This is a genomic window from Thauera sp. ZXT1-4 (assembly GCF_052598215.2).
Genome location: NZ_JBQWSN020000003.1, coordinates 22630 through 49083 on the forward strand (window position 1 = coordinate 22630; position 26454 = coordinate 49083).

The following is a 26454-nucleotide window of genomic DNA, read 5'->3' on the forward strand; positions in this document are numbered from 1 at the left end:
GAGGTGAGGGCGAAGAATTCGCTTGTAAGCCGCCCGCCCAGCGTCTAACTTGACGCCTCCCGGAGGAGACATAACGAGAATGGACGAACAGATCCAGCGTCTGAAGGTGCTCGGTGCGGGCATCTTCAGCCTTGTGCTTGCGCTTGGCGTGGCACGCTTTGCATACACCCCGCTGCTGCCGCTGATGCAGGCCCAGGCCGGACTGGGCCTGGCCGAGGGCGGCTGGCTGGCCGCGATCAACTATGCGGGCTATCTCAGCGGCGCCTTGATTGCTGCCTCGATCAGCAATCTGATCCTGAAGGACCGCCTGTTCCGCGTCGGCATGGTGATGGCGGTGCTGACGACCGTGATGATGGGGCTCAGCACCGATTTCTGGGTGTGGGCGGTATCACGCTACCTGGCCGGCCTGTCGAGCGCGGCGGCGATGCTGCTGGGCACGGGCCTCATCCTCAACTGGCTGATCCGCCACAACCACCGCAGCGAACTTGGCATCCACTTCGCCGGCATCGGGCTCGGCATCGCGGGCTGTTCGCTTGCGGTGGCGCTGATGAGCCTGGGGCTGGACTGGCGTGCGCAATGGTTCGCCTTCACTGCCATCGCCTGCGTGCTGCTGGTGCCGGCACTGTCGTGGTTGCCTGCGCCCGACACCAGTGGGCTGACCCGCAGCGGTGCGCCCATGCACGACCGGCCGCCCAGTACGTTGTTCATGCGTTTGTTCATGGCTTCGTACTTCTGCGCCGGTGTGGGCTACGTGGTCAGTGCGACCTTCATCGTCGCCATTGTCAACCAGCTTCCCGGACTTGAGGGCAAGGGTAGCTGGAGTTTTCTCGCGATTGGCCTGGCGGCGGCGCCGGCCTGCATCGTGTGGGACTTCATCGCACGCCGCACCGGTGAGCTCAACGCGCTGATCCTGGCTGCGGTGCTGCAGATCGTCGGCATCCTGCTACCCGTAGTGGTGGGCGGGCTGGTCGGCAGCATCGCGGGCGCGTTGCTGTTCGGCGGCACCTTCATCGGCATGGTGAGCCTGGTGCTGACCATGGCCGGGCGGTATTACCCGACGCGCCCCGCGAAGATGATGGGGAAGATGACCATCTCCTATGGCATCGCGCAGATCCTGGGGCCGGCGGTCACCGGCTGGCTCGGCGCGGTGTCGGGCAGCTACGCAGGTGGCCTGTACTTCGCGGCGGGCGCCATGGTGGTGGGCACCTTCCTGCTGGTGATGCTGAAAGGCGTCGAGCGTCGCGATGCGAGCGCCGCCGCGCTCGCACGCACCCCCGGCGGGGCGAGCTGAATCCGGGCACATTTCGCAATGTGAACGAAGGTTTCGATGTAGGGAAGGGCGATAAGTGGTATTTTTCCGGGCGACTGCGATCGTGCGGACCTGGCGCCGCACCGGCGACAGGGGGTCGCCATCGGGTAGTCGGGACAAGATCTAAAACATCTAGGGGAAACCAATGTCTGCAGGGAAATCCAAGATCATCTACACGCTCACGGACGAGGCGCCGCTGCTCGCGACCTGCGCCTTCCTTCCGGTCATCCGCACCTTCACCGGCCCTGCAGGCGTCGAGATCGAGAAGGCCGACATTTCGGTGTCCGCCCGCGTGCTCGCCGAGTTCCCCGAATACCTGAGCGAAGCGCAGCGGGTGCCCGACACGCTCGGTGAACTGGGCCGCCTGACCCTCGAGCCCGACACCAACATCATCAAGCTGCCGAACATCAGCGCCTCGGTCGCACAGCTCAAGGCCTGCATCAAGGAGCTCCAGGAAAAGGGCTACAAGATTCCGGATTTCCCCGAGGATCCGAAGACCGACGAGGAAAAGGACACCCGCGCCCGCTACGGCCGTTGCCTCGGCTCGGCGGTGAACCCGGTGCTGCGCGAGGGTAACTCCGATCGCCGCGCGCCCGCCGCGGTCAAGAACTTCGCCAAGAAGCACCCGCACTCCATGGGTGAATGGAAGCAGTGGTCGCAGACCCACGTCTCGCACATGCACCATGGCGACTTCTACCATGGCGAGAAGTCGATGACGCTGGACAAGGCGCGTGACGTGAAGATGGAACTGATCACCCGGTCGGGCAAGACCATCGTGCTCAAGCCCAAGGTCGCACTGCAGGACGGCGAGATCATCGACTCGATGTTCATGAGCAAGCAGGCGCTGTGCGAGTTCTACGAGAAGGAACTTGACGACTGCCGCGAGGCGGGCATCCTGTTCTCGCTGCACGTGAAGGCGACGATGATGAAGGTCTCGCACCCGATCGTCTTCGGCCACTGCGTCAAGATCTACTACAAGGACGCCTTCGCCAAGCACGGCAAGCTGTTCGACGAGCTGGGCATCAACGTCAACAACGGCATGGTCGACCTCTACGAGAAGATCAAGACCCTGCCCGAGTCCAAGCACGACGAGATCATCCGCGACCTGCACGCCTGCCACGAGCACCGGCCCGAACTGGCCATGGTCGACTCGGCCAAGGGCATCACCAACTTCCATTCGCCCAACGACATCATCGTCGACGCCTCCATGCCGGCGATGATCCGCCAGGGCGGCAAGATGTGGGGCGCCGACGGCAAGCAGTACGACGCCAAGGCGGTCATGCCGGAGTCCACCTTCGCCCGCATCTACCAGGAGATGATCAACTTCTGCAAATGGCATGGCAACTTCGACCCGCGCACGATGGGCACGGTGCCGAACGTCGGCCTGATGGCGCAGAAGGCCGAGGAATACGGCTCGCACGACAAGACCTTCGAGATCCCCGATGCGGGTGTGGCCAACATCACCGACCTGGCCACCGGCGAAGTGCTGCTGAGCCAGGACGTCGAGGAAGGCGACATCTGGCGTATGTGCCAGGTCAAGGACGCGCCGATCCGCGACTGGGTCAAGCTCGCCGTCACCCGCGCGCGCAACTCGGGCATGCCGGCGATCTTCTGGCTTGACCCCTACCGCCCGCACGAGAACGAGCTGATCAAGAAGGTGAAGACCTACCTCAAGGATCACGACACGACTGGCCTCGACATCCAGATCATGTCGCAGGTACGTGCGATGCGCTTCACGCTCGAGCGTGTGGCACGCGGCCTGGATACCATCTCGGTCACCGGCAACATCCTGCGCGACTACCTGACCGACCTGTTCCCGATCATGGAACTGGGCACCTCGGCCAAGATGCTGTCGATCGTGCCGCTGATGAACGGTGGCGGCATGTACGAAACCGGCGCCGGCGGCTCGGCGCCCAAGCACGTGCAACAGCTCACCCAGGAGAACCACCTGCGCTGGGATTCGCTCGGCGAGTTCCTCGCCCTGGCGGTGTCGCTGGAGGATCTTGGGATCAAGACCGGCAACGCCCGCGCCAAGCTGCTCGCGAAGACCCTGGACGAGGCTACCGGCCGTCTGCTCGACGAGAACAAGTCGCCCTCGCCCAAGACGGGTCAGCTCGACAACCGCGGCAGCCAGTACTACCTCGCCCGCTTCTGGGCCGAGCGCCTGGCGAGCCAGACCGAGGACGCCGAACTGGCGGGCACGTTCGCGCCGCTCGCCAAGGCGCTTGCCGACAATGAGCAGAAGATCGTTGCCGAGTTCACCGAAGTTCAGGGCAAGGCCGCAGATATCGGCGGCTACTACAAGGTCGACGTGGAGAAGTGCGAGGCAGTGATGCGCCCGAGCGCCACGTTCAACGCCATCATTGCAGCTGCACGCGCCGCCTGAGGCGGATGATGCAGTGCCGGCCCGCCTTGGCGGGGGCCGGCAAGCCGGGAAGGGGCAGATCGACCCGAGGGTCTTCTGCCCCTTCCTGCGTTCACGATTACCGGGCCGTGGCGCGGGTGCGCCCGGCCGCTGTGCGATAATCCGGCGCAAATCCGAACCAAGCTTCCCCGATGAGAGAGATCGCGTACCTTGCGGCCGCAAGGTCGTTCGCACCCTGTCGTGCCCTCGCATGCCGCCCTGCCCCGCGCAGGAGCTGCTCGTGAATACGCATCCCCCTGCCGTCCGCCCGGGTGCGCTGAGGGTTTGGTGGACGGCGATCCGTCCGCGCACGCTCGGCATGGCGGTGGCCCCGGTGGCGCTGGGCACGGCGCTCGCCGTCGCGCGCGGCAGCGCGCTTGACGGGATGGTGTTGCTCGCGACCCTGGCCTGCGCGCTGTTGATCCAGATCGGCACCAATCTGTACAACGATGCCGTGGATTTCGAGCGTGGCACCGACCGGCCAGAGCGCAGGGGACCCTTGCGGGTCACGCTCGCGGGCTGGGCGAGTGCGGCCGAGGTCAAGCGCGGTGCCCTGCTCTGTCTGCTGGTGGCCCTTGGCCTTGGTGCCTGGCTCAGCGCCGTCGGCGGCGTGATGATTCTCGCCATTGGCCTCGCCGCGTTGCTCGCCGGCTGGGCGTATTCGGGCGGGCCGTGGCCGATCTCGCACTCGCCGTTAGGCGAGATCTTCGTGCTGCTGTTCTTCGGTGTGCTCGCCGTACTCGGCAGCGACTGGCTGCAATCGCGCACCGTCGATGTGCGCGACGTGCTCGCGGGGATCACGGTCGGCGCGCCGGCTGCAGCGGTGCTGCTGGTGAACAACTTCCGCGACCTCGACAGCGACCTGCGCGCCGGCCGCCGCACGCTGGCTGCCGTCCTGGGCCTGCAGCACGCGTGGAAGGGCTACGCAGTGCTGATGCTGGCCACACCGGTGATGCTGCTGGCGCTGGCGCTGGCGGGCCTGCCCGGTGCCCTGCTTGCGCTGCTGACTGCGCCGGCGCTGCCCGAACTGGTACGTCGCTTCCGTGCTGCGGCTGACGGCGCAGCCTTCAATGGCGTGCTTGTTGACAGCGCGCGAACCGGCACCCGGGCTGGCGTGCTCGCCGCGGTGGGTATCTCCTTGCTGAACTGCTTTCCTCCCCTTGCGTAAATGAATCTCGACTTCCTGCTGCCAGCGGCGCTGGCCTTCATCATGTTCTCGGTCGGGCTGGCGCTGCAGGCGGGCGATTTTGGTCGAGTGTTCGTGCAACCGAAGGCCTTGCTCGTGGGCCTGCTCGGCCAGCTCGTGCTCGTTCCGCTCGCCGCGCTGGCGGTGGTGATGCTGTTCGAACTGCCGCCCGTGCTCGGCATCGGCCTGATGATCCTGTCCGCCTGTCCGGGCGGCGCAAGCTCGGGCTTCCTCACCCATCTGGCGCGCGGCAATGCGGCCCTGTCCCTGACCCTGACGGTGATCAGCAGTCTTGCGGCGCTGGTGAGCTTCCCGCTGCTCGTCAAGGGGGTGCTGGCCTGGCTCGGCGGAGGGTTGCTCGGCGAGGGCGCGGCGCAGCTGACCGAGCTGCCGGTGGGGAAGCTCATCGGCAGCGTGCTGGTGGTGACGACGCTGCCGATCGTGGCCGGAATGCTGCTGCGCCACAAGGCGCCCGGCTTCACCGCGCGCAGTGAAAAGACGATTGGCCGGCTGGCGACGCTGTTCTTCGCAGTGATCGTTGCAGCGACCTTCTTTACCCACAAGGACACCATCCTCGCCAACCTGCATGCAGTGGGCCCGGCCACGCTGGCGCTCAATTTCCTCGCCATGGGCTGCGCCTATGGGCTGGTGGTGCTGGTGGGCGCTGCGCGCCGCGATGCGGTGGCGGTGGCGATGGAGTGTGGCCTGCAGAATGCCGGCCTGGCGATTTTCGTCGCCATCGTACTCCTGCGCCAGCCCGAGCTGGCGGTGGCGGGCGTGGTCTATGCGCTCACGATGAACTTCGGCGCGATCGGGCTGATGCTCGTCTCCCGCCGCGCCCTGCCCGCGACCGTGCTCGCGCAGGGCTTGAAATGATCCGCCCGGGCGCAGAAGCTAGCGCCCTGATGTCGCTTGTCCTTGCCGGGCCGATGGCGCGGCATCCGTTCCTCCTGGAGAAATTGTCATGAAGCCTCTCAAGTCTGCCCTGTTCGGCCTGTCGCTGGTGTTCGCGGGGGCCGCGCAGGCCGGGTTCCCGCCGTGCACGGCCGAGGATTTCGAGCTGTTCTCGCTCTACGACGCCGCTGCAATGAACAGCACGGTGCCGGCGCAGCAACTGCGGACCATCTTCGCCGAGCAGTACGGCATGACCGTTGGCGAGCTCAACCATCTGCATTCGCGCTGCAACTACGCCCTGTCGGCCCGCTTCACCACCCAGGAGGAGTGGAACGTGTTCTACCGGGAGTCGCTGGGCAAGCTCAAGGCGTTCTGCACCAAGGACATGAAGCCGGTCTACTGCGAGGAGGCGATGGCCGCGCACGGCCCGCAGTAAGAGCATGGCCTGCGGCAGGCTCCAGGGCGCTGTTGCGGGGGCGATTGGCGTGCGCCATCAGCGCATCTCGAACAGCTCCTGATGGAAGCGCTCCGGCGCCAGGCCGCGCGCACCAAGCGCTTCGCGCAAGGTGTTTCCGAACCCTGCCGGCCCGCAGAACCACACGCCTGCCTGTGCCCAGGCCGGCACGCTGCGGCAGATGCGTTCGGCGTCCAGGCGGCCGTCGTGCGCGGTGACGAGTACATGCAGCTTCACCCGGGCCTGGGCGGCGAGTTCGCGCAGGCGGGCGATGAAACCCTCGTCCGGCGCCGCGGTGCTGTAGAACAGATCGACCGGCTTGTCGCCACCCTGCGCGGCCAGCGCCTGCAGGCGGGCGATAAAGGGGGTGATGCCGATGCCGCCGGCCACCCAGATCTGGTGTGCTTGCGTGCCGGTGAAGTCGAAGCGTCCGTAAGGCCCCTCGACCCGAACCGGGTCGCCGGCCCTCAGCGTGGCGGGCAGGCTGCGGGTGTAATCGCCCAAGGGCTTGATCAGGAACGTCATGTGGCCGTCGCCCTCCCAGGCGGATGAGATGGTGAAGGGGTGCGGTCCTTCTCGCTCATCGAAGGTTACGAACGCGAACTGGCCGGTCTGGTGCCCGGGCCAGGAGGAGTCGATCTGCAGAGCGACTTCGAGGACCTGGTTGCCGGGGTGCTGCATGACGCGCTCTACCGTGCCCAGCGCGCGGTGCGAGCGGCCGATGCGCCCGGTCAGCGAGAGCACGGCGGCGTAGCTGCCGGCCGCCATCAGCAAGGCCATGACGCCGCCGAGCGGGGTGCTCCAGTAGGCGAAGGGCAAGAGCACCACGCCATGCAGGACGAGGGCCAGATACACCGCGGCCATCACGCGGTGAGTCTGGAAGAAGCGGCGATAGGGAAAGCGCTTGATCAGCGCGATCGCCGCGAGCACGATGAAGGCATAGAAGGCCCATTCGCCGATGGTTTCCGCCAGCCCGCGCTGTTCCTGGAAGAACCGGAAGAGCTCCACCGTCTGCTCTGGACGCGGGCCGCGCTGGGGGCGTTCCAGCAGACCCCAGCCTACGGCCCATTTGGGCCCCTGCGCCCATAGCCAGTGGAGGCCGCTGATCGACAGGCCGGCGATGCCCAGCCACTTGTGCAGCCGATATGCCTTGTCCATGCCGCCGAGCAGAGGCTCCAGTGCCACTGGGCGCAGCGCGAGGATCATGGCAATGCTCATGACACCCATGGCGAGCACCCCGCTGTAGTGGACGGCGATGCTGCGGACGGCGAAGAAGGACCCGCCCTCGAGCGTGAGCGGATCGGCCCAAAGCCAAAGCAGGCTGAGGAGGACGAGGATGGTGGCGAGCGTGTGTTTGATTCGTTTCATGATGGGCTCCTGCAGAACGCGTGACCGATCGAGACGGGTTCGTTCACGGAGAATTGTGCGCCACAGCATGTATCGGGCGTGTATGGGTTTGTAGGCGGTTCCGAGCGTGGTCTTTGCGCCCGGTGGCTGGTCAGCACGGCGGTGCGGCTATAGACTCGCGGGCGAACCGCAAACGGCCGAAATCCGCGGCCCCAAAGGCTGTCTGAACATGCTCCAGTTACCCGATCCCCTTCCCGACTGGCTCCAGAGCGACATGGAGCGGGTTGATGCGCGCATTCGCGCCCAGTTCAACAGCGATGTGGTGCTGATCCGCCAGGTCGTCGACCTGATCCTGCATGGCAGCGAGCGGGTGCGTCCGGCGCTGGTGGTGGCCGCCGCGCGCGGGCTGGGGTATGCCGGCGAGCGGCAGTATGCGCTGGCTGCGGCGGTGGAACTGATCCAGATTTCGCTCGCGCTGCATGATGGCGTCACCGAGGCGAGCGGGGGCGGCGCGGATGCGCACAGTGAGGGCGCATTGTTTGGCAATGCGGGCAACATCCTGCTGGGTGACCTGCTCTACACGGGAGCGTTTCGCATGATCGTGGATCTCGACGACATGGCCGTCATGCGTGTGCTTTCGGATGCGACCAACCGGATTGCGGAGGGTGAGGTGATGTACCGGGTGGCGCGTGACGCGGGTGGGTGTGATGCGGATCACTGTCTGGACATCGTGCGCCGCCGCCGGGCCACGCTGTTCGAGGCCGGCGTGCAGTGCATGGCAATGCTGCACGGCGCCGATGCCGCAAGCTGCAGTGCGCTGGCGGCCTTTGGCCACCATGTGGGTACGGCCCACAGCCTGCTCGCCGAGGCCGAGGATGCACGGCGCTTCGGCGTCGACGACCCGCTCGGGTGTGCGGCGCGCGAAACAGAGGCTGCGCGGGCGGTGCTCTCGGCCGCTGAGCCCGCGCTGGCGGGCGGGGATGCGCTGAACCTCTTCGTCTGATCGGCGCTGGCGACCGGCGTTGAGCCGGTCGTGGCGCGGTGTGGCGACGAGGTGCAGCGGCGTCTCTGCCGCCGGAGTTACTTCACGACCAGCAGACTTTCATCCCATTTCTGGTGCTTTTCCAGCCCGAGCAGGTTCGCCACCGTGGCGGCGATGTTCGACAGGCCGGCGGTTTCCGTGTGCGCGAGGCCCAGCCTGCCGCCGCTGACGTTGTCGTAGAGGATCAGCGGCACCGGGTTGAGGGTGTGTGCGGTCTTCGCCTTGTAGCTGCCGTCCTGGTTCAGCGCGGGCTGCTTCGTCTTCTTGTCGAGTTCGAACATCTCGTCGGCATTGCCGTGGTCGGCGGTGATCAGCGCCACGCCGCCGGCGGCGTCGATCGCCTGTAGCAGGCGCGCCAGTGCCAGGTCCACCGCCTCGATCGCCATGGTCGCCGCGCGGAAGTTACCGGTGTGGCCCACCATATCGCCGTTGGCGTAGTTGCAGCGGAGCACCTTGTACTGGCCCGACTGCAGCGCGGCGATCATCGCGTCGGTGATCTCGGCAGCCTTCATCCACGGGCGCTGCTCGAAGGGCACGACGTCGCTGGGGACTTCCTGCCAGGTCTCGCCGTCGAATTTGTTCGAGCGGTTGCCGTTCCAGAAATAGGTGACGTGGCCGAACTTCTGTGTCTCGGAGCAGGCGAACTGCGCCAGGCCCGACTTGCTGAACCATTCACCCGAGGTGTCCTTGATCGCCGGCGGGGCGACCAGGAAGCGCTTGGGCAACTGCAGGTCGCCGTCGTACTGCAGCATGCCGGCGTAGGTCACGCGTGGGGCGCGCACGCGGTCGAACTCGGTGAAATCCTCTTCCACGAAGGCGCGGGTGATCTCGATCGCGCGATCGCCGCGGAAGTTGTAGAACACGACCGAGTCGCCGTCCTCGATGGTGCCGATCGGCTTGCCGTTTTCAGCAACGACGAACTCGGGCAGATCCTGGTCGATGGTGCCAGGGTGCTTCGTGCGCAGGCCGTGCACCGCCTCGGCGGCGTTGGCGAACTGCGGGCCTTCGCCCAGCACATGGGTGCGCCAGCCGCGCGCCACCATCGGCCAGTTGGCGTCGTAGCGGTCCATGGTGATGGTCTGGCGGCCGCCGCCGGAGGCGATGCGGGCGTCGAAGCCGGCGGTGCTCACGTCCTGCAGGAAGGCCTCGAAGGGTACGACGTAGTCGAGCGCGCTGGTCTCGGGCACGTCGCGGCCGTCGAGCAGGGCGTGAATGCGCACGGTGGGCATGCCCTCTTCCTTGGCGCGCAGCACCATCGCCTTGAGGTGGTCGATGTGGCTGTGCACGTTGCCGTCGGAGAACAGGCCGATGAAGTGGAGGACGCCTCGGCCTTCTTTGGCGCCGGTGACGATCTGCTGCCAGGCCTCTCCCTGCCAGATTGCGCCTTCGGCGATGGCGTTGGCGACCAGGGCTGCGCCCTGCGCATAGACCTGGCCGGCGCCGATGGCGTTGTGGCCGACCTCGGAGTTGCCCATGTCGTCGTCGGACGGCATGCCCACCGCGGTGCCGTGCGCGCGCAGCGTGATGTTGGGGTATTGCGCGAACAGGCGGTCGAGGGTGGGCTTGCGCGCCGCGTCGATGGCGCTGCCGGTCGGGTTCGTCGGAATGCCGTAGCCATCCATGACGACGACGACGACGGGGCCTTTCACGCCGGCGAAGGCGGGGAACGTTTGCAGCATGCTTGCTTCCTGAAGGATGAATCCGCGGCCCTGCCGTACATTGCGGCCAGCGGGCGAGTACGGCATTTTCCTTCAAAAACAGCCTTCGGGGGGCTATCGGGCCGATTGCTGCAGGGCTGATTGCCAGGCTGAAATCAGGGCGTCGCGGTGGGCGGACAGTTGTGCCACGCCCACACCGAGCACCGGGCCGGAGATGGTGTGCTTGGAGAAGGTGGCGCTGAGTGGAGCCTTGCAGCCCGGAACCTGCACGGCGACCGCGCCCTGGCCTTGCCGCGGCGGAAAGGTGGAGTCGGCGGTATGTGCTTCTTGTGGAAGCATTTTGATACGCAAAAACTTTTAAGGAGTATTTTACGATAGCCTGAATAAATCATCGCAATTGCTTCACTCCTGCGCGATGTTTGCTACGCTGAGTCCGTGGGCAATGAATCTGTCCCACAGGATGGGGCAGCAGTCGCTGAGAGCCGGCGCGACAGGGCACGCGTCGCTGCACGGCCGTCATTCAGGATCAAGGTCAAGCAAATCCACAGAAGGAGAACGAGATGAGTGGAAACGGCACGAGTACCGCGGGCAAGTGCCCGGTCATGCATGGTGGCAACACGGCCGCCGGCAACTCGGTGATGGAGTGGTGGCCCAAGGCGCTGAACCTGGACATCCTCCACCAGCACGACACCAAGACCAACCCGCTGGGGCCGGACTTCAACTACCGCGAGGAACTGAAGAAGCTCGACGTCGACGCGCTGAAGAACGACCTCAAGGCCCTGATGACGGACAGCCAGGAATGGTGGCCGGCCGACTGGGGCCACTACGGCGGCCTGATGATCCGCATGGCCTGGCATGCTGCCGGCACCTACCGCGTGGCCGACGGCCGTGGTGGCGGCGGCACCGGCAACCAGCGCTTCGCGCCGCTCAACTCCTGGCCGGACAACGGCAACCTCGACAAGGCCCGCCGCCTGCTGTGGCCGATCAAGCGGAAGTACGGCAACAAGGTCAGCTGGGCTGACCTCATCATCCTCGCCGGCAACATGGCTTACGAGTCGATGGGCTTCAAGACCTTCGGCTTCGCGTTCGGCCGTGAGGACATCTGGCATCCCGAGAAGGACATCTACTGGGGCTCGGAGAAGGAATGGCTTGCCCCGAGCGGCAGCGAGGGCTCGCGCTACTCCGGTCAGCGCGACCTGGAGAACCCGCTTGCCGCGGTGATGATGGGCCTGATCTACGTGAACCCGGAAGGTGTCGACGGCAAGCCCGACCCGTTCAAGACGGCCCAGGACATGCGCGTGACCTTTGCCCGCATGGCGATGAACGACGAGGAAACCGTCGCGCTCACCGCTGGCGGTCACACGGTCGGCAAGGCGCACGGCAACGGTAGCGCGGCCAATCTCGGCCCGGCACCGGAAGGCGCCGATCTTGAAGAGCAGGGTTTCGGCTGGATGAACCACACGACCCGCGGCATCGGCCGCAACACGGTGACCAGCGGCATCGAGGGCGCGTGGACGTCGAAGCCGACCAAGTGGGACAACGGCTACTTCGACATGCTGTTCAAGCATGACTGGTGGCTGCAGAAGTCGCCCGCCGGTGCCTGGCAGTGGGAGCCGGTCCACATCGCCGAGGAAGACATGCCGGTCGACGTCGAGGATCCGTCGATCCGCTGCAAGCCGATGATGACCGACGCCGACATGGCGCTGAAGTTCGACCCCGAGTACCGCAAGATCGCCGAGCGCTTCCGCGACGATCAGGCCTACTTCGAGGAAGTCTTCGCCCGTGCGTGGTTCAAGCTGACCCACCGCGACATGGGCCCGAAGACGCGCTACATCGGCCCCGACGTGCCTTCTGAGGACCTGATCTGGCAGGATCCCGTGCCGGCCGGCCGCAAGGACTACGACGTTGCCGCGGTGAAGGCGAAGATCGCCGCCGCCGGGCTGTCGGTGAGCGACATGGTTGCCACCGCCTGGGACAGTGCCCGCACCTTCCGCGGCTCTGACTACCGCGGCGGTGCCAACGGGGCGCGTATTCGCCTTGCGCCGCAGAAGGACTGGGAAGGCAACGAGCCGACCCGCCTGGCCAAGGTGCTGGCGGCGTACGAGAAGATCGCCGCCGAGACCGGTGCCAGCGTGGCGGACGTGATCGTGCTGGGCGGCAACGTCGGCCTGGAGCAGGCGATCAAGGCCGCGGGCTTCAGCGTCGAGGTGCCGTTCGCCCCGGGTCGTGGTGATGCTACGCAGGCGCAGACCGACGTCGAGTCCTTCGAAGTGCTCGAGCCGCTGCATGACGGCTTCCGCAACTGGCAGAAGAAGGACTATGTGGTCCAGCCCGAGGAGATGCTGCTCGACCGCGCCCAGTTGCTCGGCCTGACGGCCCCGGAGATGACGGTGCTGATCGGTGGCATGCGCGTGCTGGGTACCAATCACGGCGGTAGCCAGCATGGCGTCTTCACCGACCGGGTCGGTGTGCTGAGCAACGACTTCTTCGTCCATCTGACCGACATGTCCTACAGCTGGAAGCCCACCGGGCGTAACAGCTACGACATCGTCGAGCGCAAGAGCGGCGCGAAGAAGTGGACCGCGACCCGCGTCGATCTGGTGTTCGGCTCCAACGCCATCCTGCGCGCCTACGCTGAGGTGTATGCGCAGGACGACAGCAAGGAAAAGTTCGTGCGTGACTTCGTTGCCGCGTGGACGAAGGTCATGAATGCCGACCGCTTCGATCTTGGCTGAGTAGTTCGGGTTTTCGGCTGGCGGGTTTGAAAACGCCCGCTGGCCGCGGTGAAAGGCCAACAAAACGGGAGCCTCGGCTCCCGTTTTTTTCCCCTGTGCGTTGCGGATCAGAACACGTTGAACGGGTAGTCGACGAACACGCGGACTTCCTTGCCGCTGTTGTTATAGCCGATCGCATCGCTCGAAACGCGCAGCGAGGAGGTGCGCAGGCGCAGGCTCAGGTCCTTGGCGGCGCCGCTCTGCACGGTGTAGGAGACCTGATTGAAGAACTCGTGTTCCTTGCCATCGGTGGTGGTGCCGACGTCGATGTCGCTGCCGCGGACATAGGCGACGCGGTACTTCAGGCCGGGGAGACCGTACTGGGCGAAGTCCACCGAGTAGGCGAGTTGCCACGACCGCTCGTCCTTGGCGTTGAAGTCGGACCAGTAGGAGTTCGCCAGCCAGATCGAGCCGCCGCCGTTGCCGGTGCCGCCCGCGTTCTGGTACCAGCCATAGTCGTAGCCGACATCGCCGGTGCTGCGCTGATAGGCCAGCGTGAACGCATGCGGGCCGGTGGCGTAGGTTGCGGCCAGGCTCCAGATGCGGTTCTTGTCGTTGCTGACGTCGTACTCGGTGCGGTAGCCGTTGAAGTCGAAGTTCAGCGTGTTGCTGGCGATCGGCAGCGTGTAGTTCAGGTTGAGATACTGGCGCTTGAACGAGTTCGCGCGCATGACGTTGTCGACGTCGGAGGCGTAGAGCGCAGCGCTCAGGGCGTCGCTGAAGGCGTAGCTTGCGCCGATCACGTCGATGCCCTTCAGGCCGCCGCTGTCACGACCCTCGTCGCTCTTGCGCGACTGGGCGTGGAAGGTGCCGGCAACGAATTCGAGGCCTTCGATCTCGTTCGAGGTCAACATGGTGCCGGTGAAGCTCTCCGGCAGCAGGCGCGAGTCGTCGTGGTTGAGCACGGGCAGGCTCGGGCGCAGGTCGCCGTAGGCGAGCACCGTGCTGGACAGGCGCACCTTCAGCGAGGCGCCACCTTTTGCGACGTCGTGCTCCGGGTTGCCATTGCTGTCCTGGATGAAGAAGTCGATGCCGCCATTGCCACTGCGACGGCGGGTGCTGTCCAGGCGCAGGCCGTAGGCAGCGAACGCGTCGACGCCGAAGCCGACGGTGCCCTGGGTGAAGCCCGACTCGAAGTTGGCGACGATGCCCTGGCCCCATTCGGCGCTGTCCTGGCGGCCGTCGCTGTAGTCGCGATTGATGTAAGCGTTCCGCAACAGCACGTTCAGCGCGCTGTCTTCAACGAAACCCTTCGCATCGGCCTGTCCGGCCATGACCGGCGTTGCGGTCGCGAGGCCGAGGGCGATCAGGGCTGCCAACTTCTTCGACATCATCTTGTCCTTTGTACTGGAATTGTTTTGTAAACAGGGGGTAGCGCCATGGGCTGGCGCGTTCGGGGCGCGGATTCTCTCATCGCCCGGGACCTTCTGGACGGTTTGTGGCGTGTTTGCATCATTTGCTCCGGGATGTGCCCCGTTGGTCGTGTGGCGAGGGCTGCGGTCTTGCCATCGTTCGGACACAGGTTGCTCACCGGGTTGCGAAGGCATCCGATTGGAATATTCAGGCCTTGTGTTGCGCTCCCGGGAAGGGGAGAATGCCCGATCGCACACGCGGAGCCCGTCATGTCCAGTCTGCCGCCCAGTTCTGTCGAGGACCGTCTTCATGCGCTTCGGAGGCGCTGGGATCGGTATGTCGAGGACGGGCGATTCGAGCAGTTCATCGAGTTTGCGGTGGCGATCAACAGCCTCGCCGAGCACTTCAGCCGTATTCGTCTGCCTGGGCTCGTGCGGCTATGCGAGGGGCTGGAGAACGCCGCGCTTGCGCGACTCGGCGACCAGTCCTCACATCCCTTGCCGCAGCAGGACATCGCGTCCCTGCAGCGTCAGCTCGACACCCTGCTGGGTTCGGTGAACACCTCGCGGACGCCGGTGCCGGCGTGCCGGGCCAAACCGGATGCGCCTGCACGGAAGGAGATCGACTGGGTGAAGCCCAGGTCGGTCTGGATCGTGGCAGATCCCAATGGACGCGAGCTCGGTGAAGGCTTGAGTCGCCAGTTGCAGTTCTTTGGCTTCAAGGTGGCGCTGATCGGCTGGGAGAGCGATTTCCCCGGGACGGAGGGGCCGCTTGCGGTGTTGTTCGTGCCCAGCCACGCCGTGGCGCAACCACAGGAACTTGAGCGCATCGAGGCCGTGCGCACGGCCTGCCCGGCGAGCCAGTTGTTTTACCTTGGTGTACGCTCTGACATCGATCCGATCGTGGTGCTGATGCGCGCAGGCATCGATGTCGCGATCCCTGCCGAGGAGCAGTCGTCCGCCGTACTCAGCCGGATTCTTGATCTGGTGCAGGCGCATGAGCAGGTAAGGCACAGGGTGCTCGTGGTGGAGGATTCCCGCGTGGCCACCGCCCTGATCCAGCGCACGCTGGCCGAGCACGGTATCGACAGCCAGGCGATCGGCGATCCGGGCACGCTGCTGGAGGTGCTGGAGCAGTACCGCCCGGACCTCATCCTGATGGACATGTACATGCCGCGCTTCAATGGCGTCGAGGCCACGCGGGTGCTGCGCCAGATGTCTGCGTATCAGTCGATCCCGATCGTGTATCTGTCCGGGGAGTCCAATGTTGGCATGCAGGTCGAGGCGCTGCGACTCGGTGGCGACCAGTTCCTGATCAAGCCCTTCAACCCGGTGCTGCTGGCTGCTGTGGTGAAGACGAAGATCGCGCGCTTCCGCGAAACGCAGCGTTCCAGCCAGGTCGACGGGCTGACCGGTCTGCTCAACCATACCGCAGCGAAGGCGCGCCTGCAGGCGATGGTCGCCAGCGCCGCCGAGCCGACCCGAATCACGGTGGCGATGATCGACATTGATCATTTCAAGTCGATCAACGATACCTATGGACATCCGGTTGGCGATCAGGTGATCCGCGGTTTGGCGTGGCTGCTGAAGGGACGTCTGCGCGCCACTGATCTGATCGGTCGTTATGGCGGCGAAGAGTTCATCGTGGCCTTGCCGGGTGCTGACACCGAGGTGGCAAGAACCGTGATCGACCGGATCCGGGGCGATTTCGCGGTGCTCCCGCATGCACATTCCGGAGGCTCCCTCTACGCCACGTTCAGCGCCGGAATTTCGGTGTATCCCGAGATCAGCGCGGCCTCGGCGCTCACCGAGGCAGCCGATGGAGCCCTCCTCAACGCGAAGCGCCTAGGGCGCAACCGGGTCGAACTCGCGTTTGCCTGAGAAGGGGGCGGGGCCTGGCAGGTTCGCAGAAGCGGTCTGGGGCCGGTCTCTAGACAGCAGCGCGTAAAGCGTTGAGAGCGTACGAGAACAGCGTGGGGTGTGTCGCACGTGGGCCCCCCCTGCGCCCCCCTGTCGATGCGGGATGCTCAGAACGGCACGGGGCTCTCGAACGTCAGGGGTATCCGAGTGCGCGGATGGATGAAGGCGATGCGCGTGGCGTGCAGATGCATGCGTGCGAAATGCGCGGCTTGGTCCGGTGGTGCGTACAGCGGATCGCCGAGGATCGGGTGGCCGAGCGCCTGCAGATGAACGCGCAACTGGTGTGCACGCCCTGTCACCGGTTTCAGCGCCACACGCGTGCGTGCTTCGGCGCCCTTGCCCACGCGCGCCAGTACCCGGTAGCGCGTGAGCGAGCGCCTGCCGTGTAGCGGGTCGATGACCTGGCGTGGGCGGTGTGCGGCGTCCTCGCCCAGCGGCAGGTCGATCTCCCCTGCGTCGTGTGCCAGATGCCCCTGCACGACCGCCAGGTACTCCTTGCCCACCATGCGCTGCTCGAACGCAAGGCTCATGCGGCGCAGCATCTCAAGGCCGCGTGCGAACAGCACCAGCCCCGAGGTGGCCGCGTCCAGGCGATGCACGATCAGCGCGTCCGGGTGGAGGGCCTGGACGCGCGCTGCGAGGCAGTCCTGACGGTCGGCACCGCGTGCGGGCACCGAGAGCAGGCCGGCGGGCTTGTCTACGACGAGGAGGTCGGGGTCGAGGTGGAGGACGGTGGGGATGGCTACGCTCGGCTGGAGGGACTATCAGACATCGATGTTCTGCGCGTACAGCGCATTGCCCTCGATGAATGCCCTTCTTGGCTCCACGTTGTCGCCCATCAGTGTGGTGAAGATCTCGTCGGCTGCGATGGCGTCGTCGATCTGCACGCGCAGCAGGCGGCGCACGGCGGGGTCCATGGTGGTTTCCCACAGTTGCTCGGGGTTCATTTCGCCGAGGCCCTTGTAGCGCTGCTTGCTGAGGCCGCGTTCGACCTCACTCAGCAGCCAGCTGATCGCGTCGGAGAAGCGTGTGACCGCCTGGCGCTTCTCGCCGCGGCGGATCTCGGCGCCCGGCCCGATGAGGCCGCTGATGGCTTCTGCAGCGTTGCGGATGCTGCGGTAATCGCCGGACACGAGGAAGTCGTGCTCGACCCAGCCGAACTTGCGGTTGCCGTGGTGCAGGCGCTCGATGGTGAGGCGCCAGCCTTCGGATTCTTCGTGGTATTCGGCGTAGATCTGCAGGCCTTCGGGCAGGTGGGGCTGGATGCGCTCGGCGGAGGCGCGGGCGGCGGCCTCGTCCTCGAGGCTGACCTCGAGGTCGTGGGCGAGCATCACCTGCAGCACTTCGGGGTCGATGTAGCTGGCCAGGCGGCGGATGACGGCCTCGGCGAGCAGGTAGCTGCGGGCGAGGCCGCCGAGCGCTTCATCGGTGATCGGCGCTGCACCTTCGCGCGGGGTCAGGCTGGCGCCGTCGAGCGCGAGCTTGAGCAGATGGCCGTTGAGCTCGTGGTCGTCCTTGATGTAGATCTCGGTCTTGCCGTGCTTGATCTTGTACAGCGGCGGCTGGGCGATGTAGATGTGCCCGCGCTCGACCAGCTCAGGCATTTGCCGATAGAAAAAGGTGAGCAACAGGGTGCGGATGTGCGCGCCGTCGACGTCGGCGTCGGTCATCAGGATGATGCGGTGGTAGCGCAGCTTCTCGGGTTTGTAGTCGTCCTTGCCGATGCTGGTGCCGAGTGCGGTGATCAGCGTGGCGATCTCCTGGCTCTGCAGCAGCTTGTCGAAGCGCGCCTTCTCGACGTTGAGGATCTTGCCCTTGAGCGGCAGGATCGCCTGGAACTTGCGGTCGCGGCCCTGCTTGGCCGAGCCGCCTGCGGAGTCACCCTCGACGAGGTAGAGCTCGCACAGTGCGGGGTCCTTTTCTTGGCAGTCGGCGAGCTTGCCGGGCAGGCCGACGCCGTCGAGCACGCCCTTGCGGCGGGTCATCTCGCGCGCCTTGCGCGCGGCGTCGCGGGCACGGGCGGCTTCGACGATCTTGTTACAGATGGTCTTGGCGTCGATCGGGTTCTCGAGCAGGAAGTCGCCGAGCTTGTTGGCGACGACTTCTTCCACCGCCGGACGCGCTTCCGAGGACACCAGCTTCATCTTGGTCTGGCTGGCGAACTTGGGGTCGGGCATCTTGACCGACAGCACGCAGGCGAGACCCTCGCGCATGTCGTCACCGGTGATGTCGACCTTGGCCTTCTTGGCGATCTCGTTTTCTTCGATGTACTTGTTGATGACCCGCGTCATCGCCGCGCGCAGGCCGGTAAGGTGGGTGCCGCCGTCGGCCTGCGGGATGTTGTTGGTGTAGCACAGCACCTGCTCCTGGTAGCTGTCGTTCCACTGCATGGCGACCTCGACCGAGAGCTCGGCGTCGTGGCCCTGGCCGGTGGGGATACGCGTGGTGCCGGTGGCGTAGAAGACGTTGGGGTGCAGTACCGTCTTGGCACGGTTGATGTACTCGACGAAGCCCTTCACGCCGCCGGCGAAGGCAAAGTCCTCTTCCTTGCCGGTGCGCTGGTCGACCAGACGGATCTTGACGCCGTTGTTGAGGAAGGAGAGTTCGCGCAGGCGCTTGGCGAGGATGTCGTAGTGGTACTCGACGGTGCCGAAGATCTCCTCGTCGGCGAGGTAGTGCACCTTGGTGCCGCGTTTGGTGGTTTCGCCGATGACGCGCGGCGGGCTCACCTCGACGCCGTCGACGCGCTCGATGACGCGGTTCTGCGGCTTGCCACGCTCGAACTCGAGCAGGTGACGCTTGCCGTCGCGGGCGACGGTGACGTGCATCCACTTGGACAGCGCATTGACGCAGGACACGCCCACGCCGTGCAGGCCGCCGGACACCTTGTAGCTGTTCTGATTGAACTTGCCGCCGGCGTGCAGGACACACATGACGATCTCGGCGGCGCTGCGCTTGGGTTCGTGCTTGTCGTCCATCTTGACGCCGACCGGGATGCCGCGGCCGTTGTCGGTGACCGAGATGGAGTTGTCGGCGTGGATGGTGATGACGATGTCGTCGCAGTGGCCGGCCAGAGCCTCGTCGATGGAGTTGTCCACGACCTCAAACACCATGTGGTGCAGGCCGGTGCCGTCGGACGTGTCGCCGATGTACATGCCGGGGCGCTTGCGCACGGCTTCCAGCCCTTCGAGCTGCTGGATGCTGGATTCGTCGTAGTCGTTGCCCCCTTGCGGGGCCGGCGTGTTTTGCGGTTCGGACATGGTCATCTCGGTGATTCGTAAAGAACGGGGTGCTGCGGTGAAGCCTTCGCCTGCTGCTCGATCAGATGCGCATCGGCATCACGACATACTTGAACTTGTCGTTGTCCGGCAGGCTGATCAGGGCGCTGGAGTTGCCGTCGTTGAAGCGCCACTCGACCGTCTCGGAGGAGAGATTGTTGAGCACGTCGAGCAGATAGGTGACGTTGAAGCCGATGTCGAGCTTGTCGCCGTGGTAGTCGATTTCGAGCTCATCCTGCGCCTCTTCCTGCTCGGCATTGCTGGATACGATGCGCAGCAGGCCGTCCTCCAGCACCATGCGCACGCCCCGGAACTTGTCGTTGGTGAGGATGGCAGCGCGCTGCAGGGCGGCGAGCAGGGGCTGGCGCTCGAAAGTGATCAGATTGGGATGGGCTTGCGGGATCACGCGCTCGTAGTCGGGAAACTTGCCGTCGATGAGCTTGGTGACGAGCTCGATGGCGCCGAAGCGGAACACGGCCTGGTTGCCGGCGAGCATGATCTCGAGCGGGTCGTCGCTGTCGGCAAGCTGGCGGGCGAGCTCGAGCACGGTCTTGCGCGGCAGGATGGCCTCGCTGCGCTGCGAGTTGAGCGGCGCGTCGAGGTCGGAGGCGGCGTAGGCGAGGCGGTGGCCGTCGGTGGCGACCATGCGCAGTTCGCCGCCGTCGGCGATGATCAGCAGGCCGTTGAGGTAATAGCGGATGTCCTGTTGCGCCATCGCGTAGGACACCTGTGCGAGTTGGCGCTTGAAGGCGCGCTGGCTGATCGACAGGCGCGCATTGGCGTCGGCGGGCGGGTTCAGGCTCGGATAGTCGGCGGCGGGCAGGGTTTGCAGCTGGAAGCGGCTGCGGCCGGCCTTGACCGTGAGGCGCTTGTCGTCGAGCGTGAGGCTGACTTCGTTGGCGTCGGGCAGGGCGCGCAGGATGTCCTGCAGCTTGCGCGCGCCGACGGTGATCGCGACGTCCTCGCCGCCGATGTGGCCGCCGGTGGTGGTGCGAATCTGGATCTCGATGTCGGTGGCCAGCATGGTGAGCTGGTCGCCGTGCTTTTCGATCAGCACGTTGGACAGGATCGGCAGCGTGTGGCGTTTCTCGACGATGCCGGCGACCGACTGCAGCGGGGCCAGGAGCGCATCGCGGGTGGTGGTGAGCAGGAGCATGGCGTCAGATCGGGTCGATGGGTTGATCGGAGGGATTCAGTCGGTTCAGCCGCGCAGAACCTGGGTGAGCACGTGCACGTCGTGGTTCAGTTGCGCGTCGCCGAGGCGTAGCTCGGTGATGGTGCGGCATGCGTGCAGCACGGTGGTGTGGTCTCGTCCGCCGAAGGCTTCGCCGATGGCCGGCAGCGACATCGGCGTGAGTTCCTTGGCCAGCCACATCGCCACCTGGCGCGGGCGCGCTATGACGCGCGTCCGCTTCTTGGAGTGCATGTCGGCAACCTTGATCTTGTAGTAGTCGGCGACCGTCTTCTGGATGTGCTCGATCGACAGCTGGCGGTTGTGGGCGTGCAGCAGGTCCTTGAGCGCCTCCTTGGCGACCTCCAGGCCGATCTGGCGGCCGTGAAAGCGCGCGTAGGCGACCACCTTGTTGAGCGCGCCCTCGAGCTCGCGCACGTTCGAGCGCAGGTTCTTGGCGATCAGGAAGGCGACGTCGTCGTCGACCAGCACGCGCAGGGCCTCGGCCTTCTTCTTCAGGATGGCGACGCGCATTTCGAGCTCGGGCGGCTCGATCTGCACGGTCAGGCCCCAGTCGAAGCGCGAGATGAGGCGGTCTTCGAGGCCCTGGATGTCCTTGGGGTAGGTGTCGCAGGTGATGACGATCTGCTTGCGCGCCTCGGTGAGGGCGTTGAAGGCGTGGAAGAACTCTTCCTGCGTGCGGTTCTTGTTATTGAAGAACTGGATGTCGTCGATGATCAGCATGTCGAGCGAGCGGTAGTAGCGCTTGAACGCGTCGAAGCTCTTCTGTTGATAGGCCCGCACGACGTCGGCGTAGTAGTCCTCGACATGCACGTAGCGGATGACCGCGCGCGGGTTGTGGCGGAACACCGCGTTGCCGATGGCGTGCACCAGGTGGGTCTTGCCGAGGCCGACGCCGCCGTAGACGAACAGCGGGTTGTAGGATGTGCCCGGGTTCTGCGCCACCTGCATGGCGGCGGCGCGAGCGAGGTCGTTGGCGCGGCCGGTGACCAGGGTGTCGAAGGTGAAGTCGGGGTTGAGGCGGGTCTTCTCGTAGGCGAGCTCGAGGCCGGTGGCGGATTCCGGGTCGCGGCCGGCAGCAGAAGGCGCAGACCGGCGGCTGCGGACCGGCGCTGCCACGAGCACATCCTGAGCGGGGGCGCCGTCGCCGTCCGCAGCCGGGTCATCTGCGGTGCTGGCGGTTTCGGTTACAAGTGCAGCGCTGGGCGCCGCTGCCCGAGGAGCGGAGGCAGGCGCCTCGGCTGGGGCACGTGAGGTGTTGCGCGCTCCCCCCCCTGCGCCGGCGGGCGGTAGCTGAAGTTCGATCGCAAGCGGGGTGCCGGCAAACTCCTCGCCGAGGGCTTCGATGCGGCGCAGGTAGCGCTCGCGCACCCATTGCAGCACGAATCTGTTGGGCGCCAGCAGTGTCCATGCCCCATCTGCGCCTGCTTCGGCCCGCAGGGTCTTGATCCAGGTGTTGAACTGCTGCTGCGGCAGCTCCTGTTCAAGGCGCGACAGGCAGAAGGACCAGAAATCTTGACTCACGGTGTCGGGGCGATCGGGCAAGGGCGAACGGATCTCGTCGGGTTTCACGATGCACAGCCCCGTGACGCGCGGTGGGCACGCATCGGACTGCGCTGCGGCCTTGCGGGGCCGCGCATTGGGGTAAGGTGCCTGCTGAACACCCGGAGCCGGTTCTCGGCATGCGCTACGCACCGTGGGTGCGCCTTCGGGCGGCGAGCACTCGAGCCTCGCATTCTAACCCCGCAAGCATGACTTATCCACAGGCTTGGCCAAAAATTCTTATTGACAAACATGGGATTATCCATTTAACTCTCGCGTTTGACCTAACACTGGCAGTCCGATCATGAAACGCACTTATCAGCCCTCCGTTGTCCGCCGCAAGCGCACCCATGGCTTCCTGGTCCGCATGAAGACCCGTGGCGGCCGTGCGGTCATCCGCGCACGTCGTGCCAAGGGCCGTCATCGCCTCGCCGTCTGAGGTGACGCTGCCCACGGGCGCTGACCAGGGGTTCCGCAGCGCTCACAGATTGCACAAAACGGATGAGTATTCATCCGTTTTTGCTTTTCGGCGGGCCTTGCGCGGGCGGTTCTACATCGTGCATTACCGGCCGAACGACCGCGACACTGCACGGCTGGGTGTCGTGGTAGCGAAGAAGCTTGCGAAACGTGCAAACTTGCGCAACCTGGTCAAGCGCATCGCGCGCGAGATCTTCCGGCGTCATCGCGAGTCCCTGCCCTGCATGGATCTCGTCGTGCGCTTGCATGCACCGGTCGCCAAGGCGACGCGCGCAGAACTGAACCTCGACCTGCTTGCTTTGTTGCAAAGGCTTCCCCGCTCATGAAATCCGTATTGATCGCGCTGGTCCGTTTCTACCGCTACGCGATCAGTCCCATGCTTGGGCGCAATTGCCGTTTTCATCCGACCTGTTCGGAATACGCGATCGAAGCGATCCAGCGCCACGGTGCGCTGCGTGGCAGCTGGATGGCTGCCAAGCGGGTGGGGCGCTGTCATCCCTTCAATCCGGGCGGGTATGATCCCGTTCCCTGACCTGAGACAGAACGACTCCGATGGATCAACGCCGCCTCATCCTATTCCTGGTTTTTTCCTTTGCGCTGGTCATGCTGTGGGACGGCTGGCTGAAGCACAACCAGCCCCCGGCGCCCGTGGCGCAGCAGACCCCCGCAGGTAGTGCCTCAGCGCAGGACGGCGCCGTGCCCACGCCGACGATCGGCGCGGCCACCGGTCAGGCCGCCGTTCCGGGCGAGCAGGGAACCGCAGTGGCTGCGGCCGCGCGGGCGGTGGTCGAGACCGACTTGCTGCGTGCCGAGGTGTCCTCGCAGGGCGGGGATGTCGTTCGCCTGGAGCTCAAGCAGCACAAGGCCAGCGGCGCCGCCGAGGGGAATTTCGTGCTGCTGGACGACGGTTCGATCCATCAGTACGTCGCCCAGTCGGGTCTGATCGGCGATGGGCTGCCGACGCACAAAACCCTGTTCGAGCTTTCCGCGCGCGAGCTACGACTCAAGGATGGCGATGATGCGCTTGAGCTGCGCCTGCAGGCGCCCGAGCAGGACGGGGTAGCCGTGACGAAGGTGATGCGTTTCACGCGCGGCAGCTACCTGATCGACGTGTCGTACGAGATCCGCAATGGGTCCGCACACGCGATTGCTCCGCATGCCTACTTCCAGATCACCCGCGATGGCAACCCGGCTGAGCAGATCGAGGCTTTCGGCGTCAACACTTTCACGGGACCGGCCTTCTTCACTGAGGCGGCCAAGTTCCAGAAGGTCAGCTTTGAGGACATCACCGACAGCAGCGCCAAGTTTGCAAAGACGGCAAACGATGGCTGGGTGGCCATGGTGCAGCACTACTTCGTGAGCGCCTGGCTGCCAGAGCAGGGCGTGCAGCGCGAGTTCTTCGCGCGTGCGCTGGGCAACAACCTGTTCTCGGCGGGCGTGATCCTTCCCGTGGCCGAGGTCGAAGCGGGGGCTGTCGCTACCGTCGGCACCCGCCTGTACGCCGGCCCGCAGGAGCAGGACAAGCTTGAAGCGATCGCTCCAGGGCTGGATCTGGTCGTCGACTACGGATGGCTGACCGTGATCGCCGCACCGCTGTTCTGGGTGCTGTCGTGGTTCCATAGCCTCACCGGCAACTGGGGCTGGGCGATCATCCTGGTGACGGTGGCGATCAAGGCAGTGTTCTTCCCGCTCTCGGCCGCGAGCTACAAGTCGATGGCCAAGATGCGCGTGCTCGGCCCGCGCCTGCAGCGCATGAAGGAGATGTACGGCAACGACAAGGCCAAGATGCAGCAGGAGATGATGAATCTCTACCGGACTGAGAAGATCAACCCGCTCGGCGGCTGCCTGCCCATCCTGGTGCAGATTCCGGTGTTCATTGCCCTGTACTGGGTGCTGCTCGGCAGCGTCGAGATGCGTCATGCACCGTGGCTCGGCTGGATCCAGGATCTTTCGGCGAAGGATCCCTACTTCATCCTGCCGATCATCATGGGCGCCTCGATGCTGATCCAGATGAAGCTCAATCCGACTCCGCCGGATCCGATCCAGGCCAAGGTGATGATGGGCATGCCGATCATCTTCACCTTCATGTTCCTGTGGTTCCCGTCCGGCTTGGTGCTGTACTGGGTGGTGAACAACATCCTGTCGATCGCCCAGCAGTGGCAGATCACGCGGATGATCGAAAGTGCAAAGTCGGCCGGCAAGCCCGCCTGACACGATCGCCGCGATTGCGACGGCACCGGGTCGGGGCGGCGTCGGTGTCGTTCGCGTTTCGGGAAGCGGTCTCAAGGATCTCGCGCTTGCGCTGACCGGGCGCGATCCGAAGGCGCGTACCGCACACTTCACCCGCTTCCTGGATGAGCAGGGGCGGGTGATCGACGAAGGGCTCCTCCTTTTCTTCGCTGCGCCGGCGTCCTTCACGGGCGAGGATGTGCTCGAGCTGCAGGGCCATGGCGGTCCGGTGGTCATGCAGATGCTGCTTGATCGCTGCCTGCAGTTGGGCGCTCGCCTGGCCGAGCCGGGTGAGTTCACCCGGCGCGCCTTCCTCAACGGCAAGCTCGACCTCGCTCAGGCTGAAGGTGTCGCCGATTTGATCGAGGCCTCGACGGCGGCGGCGGCGCGTTCGGCGGTGCGGTCGCTGTCCGGGCGATTCTCCGAAGAGGTGCATCGCATCGTCGATGGCCTGATCGACTTGCGCATGCTGGTCGAGGCTACGCTGGATTTTCCGGAAGAAGAGATCGATTTTCTTGAACGCGCGCAGGCGATGCCGCGCCTTGCCGCACTTCAGCGGGAACTGGAGGCTCTGCTCGACCGAGCGCGCCAGGGGGCGCTGCTGCGCAGCGGGCTCAACGTGGTGCTGGTCGGAGAGCCCAATGTCGGTAAGTCTAGCCTGCTGAATCAGCTTGCAGGTGAAGAGCGCGCAATCGTGACTGAGATCGCCGGGACCACGCGGGACGCCCTGCGCGAGACCATCCAGATCGAAGGCATTCCGCTGCATATCATTGACACCGCGGGCTTGCGAGAGACCGGCGATACGGTTGAGCGCATGGGGATCGCGCGTACCTGGCGAGAGATTGAGCGCGCCGACGTGATCCTGCGGCTGGTTGACGCGGGGGCGCCTCGTTGTGCCGGAAGCGCGATTGACGAGCGGTTGCCGTCGCGCGTAGAGCGGGTGACGGTGGTGAACAAAATTGATCTGCTGGGTGAGCCCGCTGCACGGCTGCAAACGGAAGGTGCCGTCGTGCTGCGCGTTTCTGCGCACAGCGGCGAGGGTATCGATCTGCTGCGCGCAGAGTTGCTTCGCATCGCGGGCTGGCATTCGCATGGTGAGGACGTGATTCTGGCGCGCGAGAGGCATCTCCATGCCTTGCGGGAGGCGATGGTGCATATGGGCAAGGCAGCAAGTTTGCTGGGTGCGCTCGAGCTTTTTGCGGAGGAGTTGCGTCTGGCGCAGGAACGATTGAGCGAGATCACCGGGGAGTTCTCACCGGACGATTTGCTCGGTGTCATTTTCTCCCGATTCTGTATCGGCAAGTGAGCCGTTCGACCAGTGGTGCGCGATAGCGCAGTCACTGTGTGAGCGAGCTAGTGCACGCGCTCGCCGCCGTCGGATTGCTCCCCTGTTTCA

The 26454-nt window shown here is 65.4% G+C and carries 21 protein-coding genes; 13 read left to right on the forward strand and 8 right to left on the reverse strand.

Annotation, left to right across the window (positions count from 1 at the left end):
• Positions 1-79 precede the first annotated feature (79 nt).
• The 5 genes from ACUH78_RS03500 to ACUH78_RS03520 all read left to right on the forward strand — a co-directional run bounded on the left by ACUH78_RS03500 (position 80) and on the right by ACUH78_RS03520 (position 6229).
• Positions 80-1291: a YbfB/YjiJ family MFS transporter gene (locus tag ACUH78_RS03500; RefSeq protein ID WP_435751214.1), complete on the forward strand. Its 1212-nt coding sequence runs from the start codon at positions 80-82 to the stop codon at positions 1289-1291.
• A gap of 163 nt (positions 1292-1454) precedes the next feature.
• Complete coding sequence (locus ACUH78_RS03505; RefSeq protein ID WP_445332719.1) at positions 1455-3695, forward strand: NADP-dependent isocitrate dehydrogenase; 2241 nt, start codon at positions 1455-1457, stop codon at positions 3693-3695.
• 259 nt (positions 3696-3954) lie between these two features.
• Positions 3955-4881, forward strand: coding sequence for a 1,4-dihydroxy-2-naphthoate octaprenyltransferase (gene menA / locus ACUH78_RS03510; protein WP_445332720.1), 927 nt, complete (start codon positions 3955-3957; stop codon positions 4879-4881).
• Positions 4882-5775, forward strand: a complete 894-nt coding sequence (locus ACUH78_RS03515) for a bile acid:sodium symporter family protein (protein ID WP_418365309.1) — start codon at positions 4882-4884, stop codon at positions 5773-5775.
• Positions 5776-5863: 88 nt separating this feature from the next.
• The gene (locus tag ACUH78_RS03520) at positions 5864-6229 is read left to right on the forward strand and encodes a hypothetical protein (RefSeq protein WP_445332721.1); all 366 of its coding nucleotides are present in this window, start codon (positions 5864-5866) and stop codon (positions 6227-6229) included.
• Between the two features lie 57 nt (positions 6230-6286).
• Here the strand turns inward: ACUH78_RS03520 and ACUH78_RS03525 are convergent, their stop codons facing one another.
• Positions 6287-7615: a ferredoxin reductase family protein gene (locus ACUH78_RS03525; RefSeq protein WP_445332722.1), complete on the reverse strand. Its 1329-nt coding sequence runs from the start codon at positions 7613-7615 to the stop codon at positions 6287-6289.
• A gap of 208 nt (positions 7616-7823) precedes the next feature.
• Between ACUH78_RS03525 and ACUH78_RS03530 the strand changes: the two genes are divergently transcribed.
• Positions 7824-8597, forward strand: coding sequence for a polyprenyl synthetase family protein (locus ACUH78_RS03530; RefSeq protein ID WP_445332723.1), 774 nt, complete (start codon positions 7824-7826; stop codon positions 8595-8597).
• A gap of 77 nt (positions 8598-8674) precedes the next feature.
• On the opposite strand, the gene gpmI is transcribed toward ACUH78_RS03530, so the two are convergent.
• Together gpmI and ACUH78_RS03540 are read right to left on the reverse strand one after the other, a co-directional pair.
• The gene (gpmI, locus tag ACUH78_RS03535) at positions 8675-10315 is read right to left on the reverse strand and encodes a 2,3-bisphosphoglycerate-independent phosphoglycerate mutase (protein WP_445332724.1); all 1641 of its coding nucleotides are present in this window, start codon (positions 10313-10315) and stop codon (positions 8675-8677) included.
• A 93-nt stretch (positions 10316-10408) separates the two neighbouring features.
• On the reverse strand, positions 10409-10633 hold the full coding sequence (locus ACUH78_RS03540) for a hypothetical protein (protein WP_418365314.1): 225 nt from the start codon (positions 10631-10633) through the stop codon (positions 10409-10411).
• 221 nt (positions 10634-10854) lie between these two features.
• On the opposite strand from ACUH78_RS03540, the gene katG reads away from it, so the two are divergent.
• Positions 10855-13029: a catalase/peroxidase HPI gene (katG, locus tag ACUH78_RS03545; RefSeq protein ID WP_445332725.1), complete on the forward strand. Its 2175-nt coding sequence runs from the start codon at positions 10855-10857 to the stop codon at positions 13027-13029.
• A gap of 107 nt (positions 13030-13136) precedes the next feature.
• Here katG and ACUH78_RS03550 read toward each other — a convergent pair whose 3' ends face one another.
• A complete protein-coding gene (locus tag ACUH78_RS03550; RefSeq protein ID WP_445332726.1) occupies positions 13137-14399 on the reverse strand; it encodes an OprD family porin in 1263 nt (420 codons plus the stop codon).
• 291 nt (positions 14400-14690) lie between these two features.
• Here ACUH78_RS03550 and ACUH78_RS03555 point away from each other — a divergent pair, with 291 nt between their 5' ends.
• A complete protein-coding gene (locus ACUH78_RS03555; protein ID WP_418365317.1) occupies positions 14691-16301 on the forward strand; it encodes a GGDEF domain-containing response regulator in 1611 nt (536 codons plus the stop codon).
• A 146-nt stretch (positions 16302-16447) separates the two neighbouring features.
• Here the strand turns inward: ACUH78_RS03555 and ACUH78_RS03560 are convergent, their stop codons facing one another.
• The 4 genes from ACUH78_RS03560 to dnaA all read right to left on the reverse strand — a co-directional run bounded on the left by ACUH78_RS03560 (position 16448) and on the right by dnaA (position 22334).
• Positions 16448-17080 carry an RluA family pseudouridine synthase gene (locus ACUH78_RS03560; protein ID WP_445332824.1) on the reverse strand — a complete coding sequence of 211 codons (633 nt, stop codon included), beginning with the start codon at positions 17078-17080 and terminating at the stop codon, positions 16448-16450.
• Between the two features lie 24 nt (positions 17081-17104).
• The gene (gene gyrB, locus ACUH78_RS03565; protein WP_418364086.1) at positions 17105-19600 is read right to left on the reverse strand and encodes a DNA topoisomerase (ATP-hydrolyzing) subunit B; all 2496 of its coding nucleotides are present in this window, start codon (positions 19598-19600) and stop codon (positions 17105-17107) included.
• Positions 19601-19661: 61 nt separating this feature from the next.
• Positions 19662-20774, reverse strand: a complete 1113-nt coding sequence (dnaN, locus tag ACUH78_RS03570; RefSeq protein ID WP_418364085.1) for a DNA polymerase III subunit beta — start codon at positions 20772-20774, stop codon at positions 19662-19664.
• Positions 20775-20819: 45 nt separating this feature from the next.
• Positions 20820-22334 (reverse strand): chromosomal replication initiator protein DnaA, encoded by a 1515-nt coding sequence (gene dnaA / locus ACUH78_RS03575; RefSeq protein WP_418364096.1) that lies wholly within the window; start codon positions 22332-22334, stop codon positions 20820-20822.
• Between the two features lie 322 nt (positions 22335-22656).
• Here dnaA and rpmH point away from each other — a divergent pair, with 322 nt between their 5' ends.
• Genes rpmH through mnmE form a run of 5 tightly spaced genes read left to right on the forward strand, consistent with a single transcriptional unit; the run spans position 22657 to position 26364 of the window.
• On the forward strand, positions 22657-22791 hold the full coding sequence (rpmH, locus tag ACUH78_RS03580) for a 50S ribosomal protein L34 (protein ID WP_002926183.1): 135 nt from the start codon (positions 22657-22659) through the stop codon (positions 22789-22791).
• Between the two features lies 1 nt (position 22792).
• On the forward strand, positions 22793-23155 hold the full coding sequence (gene rnpA / locus ACUH78_RS03585) for a ribonuclease P protein component (protein WP_418364084.1): 363 nt from the start codon (positions 22793-22795) through the stop codon (positions 23153-23155).
• A complete protein-coding gene (gene yidD, locus ACUH78_RS03590; RefSeq protein WP_418364083.1) occupies positions 23152-23361 on the forward strand; it encodes a membrane protein insertion efficiency factor YidD in 210 nt (69 codons plus the stop codon). The genes rnpA and yidD overlap by 4 nt, the downstream gene beginning before the upstream one ends.
• 20 nt (positions 23362-23381) lie before the next feature.
• On the forward strand, positions 23382-25040 hold the full coding sequence (yidC, locus tag ACUH78_RS03595) for a membrane protein insertase YidC (protein WP_445332727.1): 1659 nt from the start codon (positions 23382-23384) through the stop codon (positions 25038-25040).
• Entirely contained in the window at positions 25012-26364 is a 1353-nt protein-coding gene (gene mnmE / locus ACUH78_RS03600) for a tRNA uridine-5-carboxymethylaminomethyl(34) synthesis GTPase MnmE (RefSeq protein WP_445332728.1), read from the forward strand. Before yidC ends, mnmE begins: the two co-directional genes overlap by 29 nt.
• Positions 26365-26454 lie beyond the last annotated feature (90 nt).